General features: G+C 65.3%; 8 protein-coding genes. 5 read left to right on the top strand and 3 right to left on the bottom strand.

The features are described from left to right. Nucleotides 1-56: 56 nt before the first annotated feature. Both ASE66_RS24740 and ASE66_RS24735 read right to left on the bottom strand, forming a co-directional pair. Entirely contained in the window at nt 57-1,103 is a 1,047-nt protein-coding gene (locus ASE66_RS24740; protein ID WP_057192399.1) for an aldo/keto reductase, read from the bottom strand. Nucleotides 1,104-1,259: 156 nt separating this feature from the next. After that, nucleotides 1,260-2,030, bottom strand: a complete 771-nt coding sequence (locus tag ASE66_RS24735) for a DeoR/GlpR family DNA-binding transcription regulator (protein WP_057192398.1) — start codon at nt 2,028-2,030, stop codon at nt 1,260-1,262. A gap of 289 nt (nt 2,031-2,319) precedes the next feature. Between ASE66_RS24735 and ASE66_RS24730 the strand changes: the two genes are divergently transcribed. The 5 genes from ASE66_RS24730 to ASE66_RS24710 all read left to right on the top strand — a co-directional run bounded on the left by ASE66_RS24730 (nt 2,320) and on the right by ASE66_RS24710 (nt 8,155). Then, complete coding sequence (locus ASE66_RS24730) at nt 2,320-3,234, top strand: PfkB family carbohydrate kinase (RefSeq protein WP_162262532.1); 915 nt, start codon at nt 2,320-2,322, stop codon at nt 3,232-3,234. A 189-nt stretch (nt 3,235-3,423) separates the two neighbouring features. Further along, nucleotides 3,424-4,830 carry a class II fructose-bisphosphate aldolase gene (locus tag ASE66_RS24725; RefSeq protein WP_057192396.1) on the top strand — a complete coding sequence of 469 codons (1,407 nt, stop codon included), beginning with the start codon at nt 3,424-3,426 and terminating at the stop codon, nt 4,828-4,830. An 82-nt stretch (nt 4,831-4,912) separates the two neighbouring features. Further along, nucleotides 4,913-6,193: an ABC transporter substrate-binding protein gene (locus ASE66_RS24720; protein ID WP_057192395.1), complete on the top strand. Its 1,281-nt coding sequence runs from the start codon at nt 4,913-4,915 to the stop codon at nt 6,191-6,193. Between the two features lie 178 nt (nt 6,194-6,371). After that, nucleotides 6,372-7,265: a carbohydrate ABC transporter permease gene (locus ASE66_RS24715; RefSeq protein WP_057192394.1), complete on the top strand. Its 894-nt coding sequence runs from the start codon at nt 6,372-6,374 to the stop codon at nt 7,263-7,265. Next, nucleotides 7,262-8,155, top strand: coding sequence for a carbohydrate ABC transporter permease (locus ASE66_RS24710; protein WP_057192393.1), 894 nt, complete (start codon nt 7,262-7,264; stop codon nt 8,153-8,155). Before ASE66_RS24715 ends, ASE66_RS24710 begins: the two co-directional genes overlap by 4 nt. Nucleotides 8,156-8,213: 58 nt before the next feature. Here ASE66_RS24710 and ASE66_RS24705 read toward each other — a convergent pair whose 3' ends face one another. Next, nucleotides 8,214-8,693: an Lrp/AsnC family transcriptional regulator gene (locus tag ASE66_RS24705; RefSeq protein WP_057192392.1), complete on the bottom strand. Its 480-nt coding sequence runs from the start codon at nt 8,691-8,693 to the stop codon at nt 8,214-8,216. Between the last annotated feature and the right edge of the window lie 37 nt (nt 8,694-8,730).

Below are 8,730 nucleotides of genomic sequence, written 5' to 3'. Positions count from 1 at the left end.
CGGGATCGAGGCGGTCGCGAGGCTTTATCTGGAAGCCAGCGACCGCTTCTGAGGCATCAGCCTACCCGGCGCGGGTCGGGCCTGCTGCGGTTGGCGCCCTGGCGCTCCAGCATCCAGCCCGGATACTCCTTCGGCAGGGCGCTGACCGCGTCGAGCGCCGCCAGTTCGTCGGCGGTGAACGTGATCTGGCTCGCGGCAATGTTCTCGTTGAGCTGCTCCACCCGCTTGGCGCCGACGATGACGCTGGTCACGGCCGGCTGGTGCAGCAGCCAGGCGAGCGCCACCTGCGCGACGGAAGCCTTGTGCGCCTCGGCGATCGGGCGCATCGCGTCGATGACGTCATAGCCGCGCTCGCGATCGACCGGCGGGAAATCAAAGCTGGCGCGGCGGCCATCGCCACCCTGCTCGTTGCGGCGGTCGTATTTGCCGGAGAGCAGGCCGCCGGCGAGCGGGCTCCAGACCATCAGCCCGACCTTCTCGGAGAGCAGCATCGGCGCGATCTCGCGTTCGAGGTCGCGGCCGGCGATGGTGTAATAGGCTTGCAGCGAGGCGATGCGGGCGAGGTGCCGCCGCTCGGAGATGCCGAGCGCCTTGGCGACCTGCCAGGCCGCCCAGTTCGAGACGCCGACATAGCGCACCAGCCCTTGCCGGACGAGCGCATCGAGCGCCTCAAGCGTCTCCTCCATCGGCGTGACGCTGTCGAAGGCGTGGATCTGGTACAGATCGACATGGTCGAGCTGGAGCCGCTTCAGGCTGGCTTTGGCCTGTTCGAGGATATGGTAGCGGCTGGCGCCGGAGCCGTTCGGCCCCTGCCCCATCCGACCGTAGACCTTGGTGGCGACCACGACCTCATCGCGGGCGATACCGAGATTGCGCAGGGCCTGGCCGGTGATCTGCTCGGAATTGCCCTCGGCATAGACATTGGCGGTATCGATGAAGTTGATGCCGGCATCGAGCGCGGTCTTCACCAGCGCATCGGCCTCCTGCTGCTCTAGCCGGCCGATATTGCCCCAGAAGGCGTTCTCTCCGCCACCGAAGGTCATGGTGCCCAGGCACAGTTCGGAGACGAGCAGGCCGGTCTGGCCAAGCGTTTGATAGCGCATGACGTGTCTCTTTCGACGATGGGAATTTTTGCGACGATTGGATTTTTGGACTGACGAGGCCGCGGCGGGAACGCCCATATGGCGCGGGGCGGCCTTCACATAGGATAGGAGCCCGCCCCTGCGGCGCGCAACGCGCCAGCGCTCACCGTTGCGTGATCAGCCGGCTACGATCAGCTCGCAGCGGGCGTCGCGGATCATCTGCGCGGTCGCGGCAGCCGGCTGCCGATCGGTAACCAGGGTCGATATCTCGCTGAGATGCGCGAGGCGGGACATGGCGGCCCGGCTGAACTTGGTATGGTCGGCGAGCAGCACCGAGCGCCGCGCATTGCGCAGCATGGTTCGCCCGACCACTGCCTCGTCATCACGGTATTCGAGCAAGTTTCCCGCGGCATCGATGCCGCCGATGCTCGTCATGTGCAGGTCGCAGCGATAGTTCTCGATGAAGGCGGCGGCGTGCATGCCGCCGCAGGCACGGTTCGGCCCGAGCCAGTGCCCGCCGGTGATCAGGATCGAGATCTCCGGGCATTTGTCGAGGACAGCTGCCGCCGCCGTGCTGTTGGTGACGACACGCAGGCCGCGAGGGCGGCGCTCGGCGATCGCCTTGGCGAGCGCGTCCATGGTCGTGCCGGGCGTGATGAACAGCGATGTACCCGGCGTCACCAATTCGGCGGCGGCCCGTGCCATCGCCGCCTTCTCGCCCGCCGTCTCGACGACCCGCAGGCCGTAATCGGTGTTCGCGGTCGAAAGATTGGCACTCGCCCCGCCGTGATGGCGCCGCAGCAAGCCGCGATCGGCTAGGTCCTGCAGATCGCGGCGCACCGTCTGCGGCGTGACGTTGAAGGCAGTGACGATCTCCTCGATCGCGACATAGCCGCGCTTGCCGAGAATATCGAGGATGTCGGCGTGACGTTTGCTCAGCGGTTCCATGGCAGGCCTGCTTCAGAGCCGAACCCGGATGGGTTGCATCAACCTATCGGTGAAACCGTCTCTACGACCACCAGCCCCCTCGGCGCAATGCGCGTTTGCGAAAATGGTGTTGCGAAAGTGAAAGCATGAGGCATCATCGCCCCCGCCGCGCAACCGGATCCTGCCGGCGATACCAATAACGAGATCCGGCGGGACGGAACATGCTCACCACGCGGCCAGGAAGCCGGCGGATATGCCGTCATGCGCGCTTCACCCAAACTACGGTCCTTCCGGGCTGGGGGTGCCTGGCATGAGCGGCCACCGGATGCTCTGCGTCGGCAACCTGGTCCAGGACGAGGTTTTCCAGGTCGAGGCCCTGCCCTCGGCCGGCATCAAGACCGGCGTGCTCGACTACACCGAACGCTTCGGCGGGCCGGCCGCGACAGCTGCGGTGGCGATCTGCCATCTCGGCGGCCAGGCCGCCTATTGGGGCCGGGTCGGTGCCGACGCCGCCGGCGAGACGGGCTTGCGGCTCTTGCGCGGGCATGGCGTCGACTGCGACGGCGTCGCCGTCCTGCCCGAGGGGCGCACACTCAGGGCGATCGTCCTTGTCGATAGGCGCGGCGAGCGCAGCATCGTCTCGAACCGGCGCAGTCTCTCGCAGGATGCGAGCGTGCTGCCGCAAGCTGGGCTTGCGCAGGCAGGCGCGGTGCTGGCCGATACGCGCTGGCCGGCCGGCGCGGCTATCGTGCTCGACCGCGCCCATGCTGCCGGCATTCCGAGCGTGCTTGATGTCGACGGCGGAACGCCGGAGGATAATCGGCGATTGATCGCAAAGGCCGATCACATCGTCTTCTCGGCCGAGGGCCTGCGAGATTTCGCCGGCGACGGTCCGGCCGAGGCACTGCTGCGGCGCTGTGCCAACGGCTCCGACAAGGTCTTCGCCGTGACGCGCGGCACGGCCGGCAGCCTCTGGCTGATCAGCGGCAAGCTTGTCAGCGTCCCCGCCTTCAAGGTCGCGGCGAAAGACACGACCGGCTGCGGCGACGTCTTTCACGGCGCCTATGCGCTCGGACTTTGCGAGGGGCAAAGTCCGGTCGAGGCAGCGCGCCTGGCCGCGGCCGTCGCGGCGCTCAAGGCCGAGCGTGCCAATGGCTGGGACGGCATGCCCGACCGCGCCGCCGTCCAGGCCCTGCTGGCAACCGGCGAAACCCATCCGATCTGACCTCGGATTCGATTGCGCATTGCAACATGACCTATGTTGCAATGCGCGAAAACGATAATATCACTTGCGATAACGAAAACAGCATGCATTGATTGCGAACGTGATGAGGCGGGCACCGGCCTGCCCTGCCGGAAGCGCGGAAGCCCGCCGACGCTCTCCGTTTCGAAGCCGTTTTCGAAGGTGTGACCCATGGCATGCGCCTCGCTCGCTGAGCTGATCGACGACCTCAAGACGATCGGCGTCGATCTCGCCGGCTCTTCGCCGGACTTCGCCAAAAGCAAGCGGCCGCCGGATGCGATGATCGACCGCTGGGCGCAGGCGGCGGCTTTGGCCGAGCCGGAGACGCGCACGGTCGCGATCTGGGCGATCCGCGAAGCAGCCCATGCCGCCGGCATCGTGCCGTCCTCGATCCAGGAGCTCTATCTCGCCTGCGCCGCCGGCAAATGGTCGGGCAAGACGGTGCCGGCGATGAACCTGCGCGGCTGGAGCTATCACACCTGCCGCGCCGTCTTCCGCGCCGGCAAGGAACTCGATTCCAAGCTCTTCATCTTCGAGCAGGCGGTCGGCGAAGCGCTCTATGCCCAGCAGCCGCCGCTCGAATACGCCGCAGCGGTGCTCGCCGCGGCGCTGCGCGAGGGCCATGTCGGCCCGGTCTTCCTGCAGGCCGACCACGACCAGATCAACGCCAAGGCCTATCTCGCCGACCCGAAGGCGGAAGTCCGCAAGCTCGAAAACATTATGCGCGAGCAGGTCGAGGCCGGAATGTACAGCATCGACATCGACGCCTCGACGGTGGTCGACCTGTCGCTGGCGACGGTCGAGGACCAGCAGCGCGTCAATGCCGAGCTGACCGCGCATTTCACCGAGTTCGTGCGCGGCATCGAGCCCAAGGGCGTCTCGATCTCGCTCGGCGCCGAGATCGGCGAGGTCGGGCACGAGAACACGACGCCGGAAGAGCTGCGCGCCTTCATGAAGGTCTATCTGGCGGAGATGGCCAAGCGCAGCGCCAAGCTGCCGATCGTCAGCAAGATTTCGATCAATTCCGGCACCTATCACGGTGGCAAGGTGCTGCCGGACGGCACGCTGGCGCAGGTCAATGTCGACTACGATTTGCTGAAGACGATCTCGACCATCTGCCGCAGCGAGTACAACATGGCGGGCGCGGTCCAGCACGGCGCCTCGACCCTGCCCGGCACGCAGCTTGCCAAGCTCCCAGTGGCAGAAGCGGTCGAGGTCCATCTCGCGCTCGGCTTCAACAACCTGATCTTCGATCACCCTGCCCTGCCGCAAGCACTGAGGGACCAGATCCGGGAGTACACCTTCGCCAATCACCTTTCCGAGAAGGGGGCGGGCGAAACCGATGCGCAGTTCTTCTACAATACCCGCAAGAAATCCTGGAAGGTGATGAAGCAGCCGTTCTGGGAGATGCCGAAGGAGGCGGAGACCGCCATCATGGCCTCGCTGCAGGAGATGTTCCGCAACATGTTCATCTGGATGAATGTGGGCGGGACGAGCAGACTGGTCGACGAGAACACCACGCTGGTCAAGGTCGCACCACCGGTGCCCGAGGCCCTGCGAAAAGCCCGCGCCGCCTAAACGCCTGTTCCGGCGCCCGCAACGACGGATGCGCCGCTCACCAAGAAGACTGCCAAAGGGACAACCAACGGGAGGAAACGATATGGATCAGCATCGCAGGTCTTCCTTGCTGAAACTCGCGGCGATGACGCTCGCCGCGATGACCAGCCTGCCGACGCTCGCACTCGCCCAGCAGAAAGAGGTCCGCTGGGGCCAGTGGAAGGGTACCGAGGTCGGCGAGAAGTTCATGGGCGAGCTCAAGGCCGCCTTCGAGAAGGACCATCCCGATATCAAGCTGACACCGGTCGACTCGCCCTTCACCGGTTTCCACGACCGCGCCATCGTGCTGCACCAGGCCAAGAAGCTGCCGGACGTGCTGCTGGTCCAGGTCGACTGGGTGGCGGAGTTCGCCGATCTCGGCATGATCGAGCCGCTCGACGCGCGCATCGCCAAGGAGCCGAAGGAGTTCTTCGAGAACATCCCGGTGACCTTCCACGCGAAATGGAAGGGCAAGCAGTACTATCTGCCGATCGAGAGCGGCGCGGTGGCGCTGTTCTGGAACACCGACCTGTTCAAGGCCGCCGGCCTCTCCGGCCCGCCCAAGACCTGGGACGAGTTCGCCGAGTATTCGCGCAAGCTGACCATTCCCGACAAGCGCCAGTTCGCGGTCACCGGCACGCTTCAGGCCGAGCCGCCGACCAACATGACCTACGACATCTACCCGCTGCTGCTGCAGGGCGGCGCGACGCTCATGGACCCGGCGACCAACAAGGCCGTGTTCAACAGCCCCGAGGGCGTCGCCGCGATCGAGTGGTACATCGAGCGCGTGAACAAGGACAAAGTCTCGGTGCCCGGCGTGCTGAGCAATGGCGAGAAGGAAAAGCGCGCCAACTTCGCCTCCGGCAATGTCGCGATGATGTTCGAAGGGCCATGGGGCGTCGCCATCCAGAAGCAGCTCAATCCGAACCTCAACTACGACATCGCCCCGCTGCCCAAAGGCAAGAGCACCGGCACCATGGTGCGCGGCTCGCTCAACACCATCAGCAGCCAGGCGCAGGACAAGGACGCGGCCTGGACGTTCATGCGCTGGCTCTCGGGGCCGAAGGGCATCGAGATGTGGGCGAAGGGCTCCGGCGGCTTCCCGGCGCGCACCGATGTCGCCAACCAGGACTGGTTCAAGGAGCGCAAGCTCTTCCAGGCCTTCGTGACGCAGATGGCGCAGCCGAACGCGCAGTCGCCCTTCCTGTCGATGCCCAACGCCGTGCAGATGAACAAGGTGATGAGCACCGAGATCCAGAACGCGGTGCAGGGCAAGAAGACCGCCAAGCAGGCCCTGGATGACGCTGCGGCCGAATGGAACAAGGTTCTCGCCGGCGCCAAGTGAAGCAAAGCGCCCGTCGTCCCGGGCGACCGAAGGGAGACCCGGGACCCAAGCCTGAGCCTTCAATTGTGAGGCTCCGGCATGGATCCCGGATCGGCGCGGCTTACGCCGCTTGTCCGGGATGACCCGGTTTTTCTGACAGGCCGGCCATACCCCGCCGCCCCGCAACGATCGGCGAGACATGCTGCTTACGCTCAAACGCAAATACCGCGAGGAATTCCTGGCCGCGTCCTTCCTGTGGCCGTCGCTGCTGATCCTCGTCGCGCTGCTGATCTATCCGCTGATCGACGTGGTCCGCCTGAGCTTCCACGACAGCAATCTCCAGCGCGAGGTCTGGGTCGGCTTCGGCAACTACATCGCGCTCGCCAACGACCCGCTGTTCTGGCGCGCCTTCTGGCAGACCGTGGTCTTCACCTTCTTCAGCGTGCTGCTGCATCTGGTGATCGGGCTCGGCCTCGCGCTTTTGCTCAACATGAATCTCGACCCGGCCTTCCGCACCGTCGCGCGCGGCCTGTTGATCGTGCCCTGGCTGCTGGCGCCGACCGTCGCCGGCATGATCTGGGTGCTGATGCTGCAGCCTTTCGGCGTGCTCAACGGCCTGCTCGCCTCGCTCGGGATCATCGACACCAACTTCACCATCTCCTGGCTCGGCGATCCCTCGACCGCGCTTGGCTCGGTGACGGCGATGAACGTCTGGCGCGCCTTCCCGTTCTTCATGGTGATGCTGCTCGCCGGCCTGCAGGCGATCCCGAAGCAGCTCTATGAGGCCGCTGAGATCGATGGCGCCTCGCTGTTCCAGCAGTTCTGGAACATCACCCTGCCGCAGCTGCGCGGCGTCATCACCACGATCGTGCTGCTCGACTCGATCTGGACCTTCCGCGCCTTCGACCCGGTCTATGTGATGACCGGCGGCGGCCCGGCGCACTCTTCGGAAGTGCTGGCGACCGCGATCTATTTCGACGGCTTCCAGAAGCTGAAATTCGGCTACGCCTCGGCCGAGGCCGTGGTCATGTTCATCGTGCTCTTCATCGTCAGCGCCATCTATGTCCGCCGAACCATGAGCAACCAGCAATGACCGTCGCCCAGTACGGCGCTGCAGCGCATACCCGCCCCTATCTCGGCAAGATCGGCCTTCGCGGGCGCGAGCGCCTGATCAACGCCGCCTCCTATCTCCTGCTGCTGATCGCGATCGCGATCGTGTTCTTCCCGCTCGCCTGGATGCTGACGGTCTCGGTGCGTCCGAACCTCGAGGTGATGCGGATGCCGCCGGCATGGCTGCCGCAGGTCTTCACGCTGGAAGGCTACCGTAAGATCTTCGCGAGCCCGCGCTATCTCGTCGTCTTCGCCAATACGATGCTGGTCTCGCTGGTGGTGACGGCGCTCTCGCTCATCCTCGGGGCGATGGCGGCCTATGCGCTGGCGCGCTTCAAGTTCGCCGGGCAGCGGGCCGTGCTGATGTTCCTGATCACCACGCAGATGTTCCCGCTGGTGCTGCTCTGCATCCCCTATTTCCGGATCTTCATCACGCTCGGGCTCTACGACACCCGGACCTCGCTGATCGTGGTCTACCTGACCTTCACTTTGCCCTTCTGCATCCTGATGCTGCGCAGCTATTTCATCAACATCCCGCGCGACATCGAGGAAGCGGCGATGGTCGATGGCTGCTCGCGTCTGGGCGCGATCTTCAGGACGCTGGTGCCGATGTCCTATCCGGCCTTCATCGGCGCCGGGCTCTACACCTTCCTGCTCGCCTGGAACGAGTTCCTGTTCGCGGTGGTGCTGATCGAATCCTGGGAGAACCGGGTGCTGACCATGGCGATCTACAGCCTGATGGCCGAATTCGTCACCGACTGGAACACGATGATGGCCTTCTCGGTGCTGGCGAGCCTGCCTCTGGTGATGGCCTTCATCTTCCTGCAGAAATTCATGGTCCAGGGCATGACGGCGGGCGCTCTGACGTCATAAAGCGCCGGCGCCGTGCCATCTCGTCATGCTCGCCCTTGTGGCGAGCATCCACGTCGCGTCAGCCCACCGGCACCGTCAGCCCAGCCTTGACCCGGTCCATCGCGACGAAGGTGCGGAACTTGCGGATGTTCGCGTCGGCGAAGAACAGCCGGCGCGTCAGCGCCTCATAGGCCGTCATGCTCGGCACCAGCACGACCAGCATGAAATCGACCTCGCCGGTGACGTAGTAGCATTGCTGCACCTCGGGCGCGGCGAGGAAGGCGCGCTTGGCGGCGTCGATGTCCTTCGCCGTCTCGCTGACCAGTTCGATCTCGACGAAGATGGTGATCGGGTGGCCGAGCGCCGCCGGCTCGACGACCGCCACATTGGCCCGGATGACGCCGTCCTTCTCCATCCGGCGGATGCGGCGCTGTACCGCCGGGGCCGACAGATTCACCTTCTCGCCGATCACCCGCTGCGGCGTGGTGTTGTCCTGCTGCAGGATGGCGAGGATCGCCCGGTCGAAGGCATCGAGGGCGGCAGTGGTCGGTTCGCGCAATCGGGGCTCCAAGGACAATGATTGTGAAACAAACTTG

It is taken from the genome of Allobosea sp. Root483D1 (assembly GCF_001429505.1).
Lineage (GTDB): Bacteria > Pseudomonadota > Alphaproteobacteria > Rhizobiales > Beijerinckiaceae > Allobosea.
This window is presented reverse-complemented; position numbering and strand designations above follow the sequence as displayed.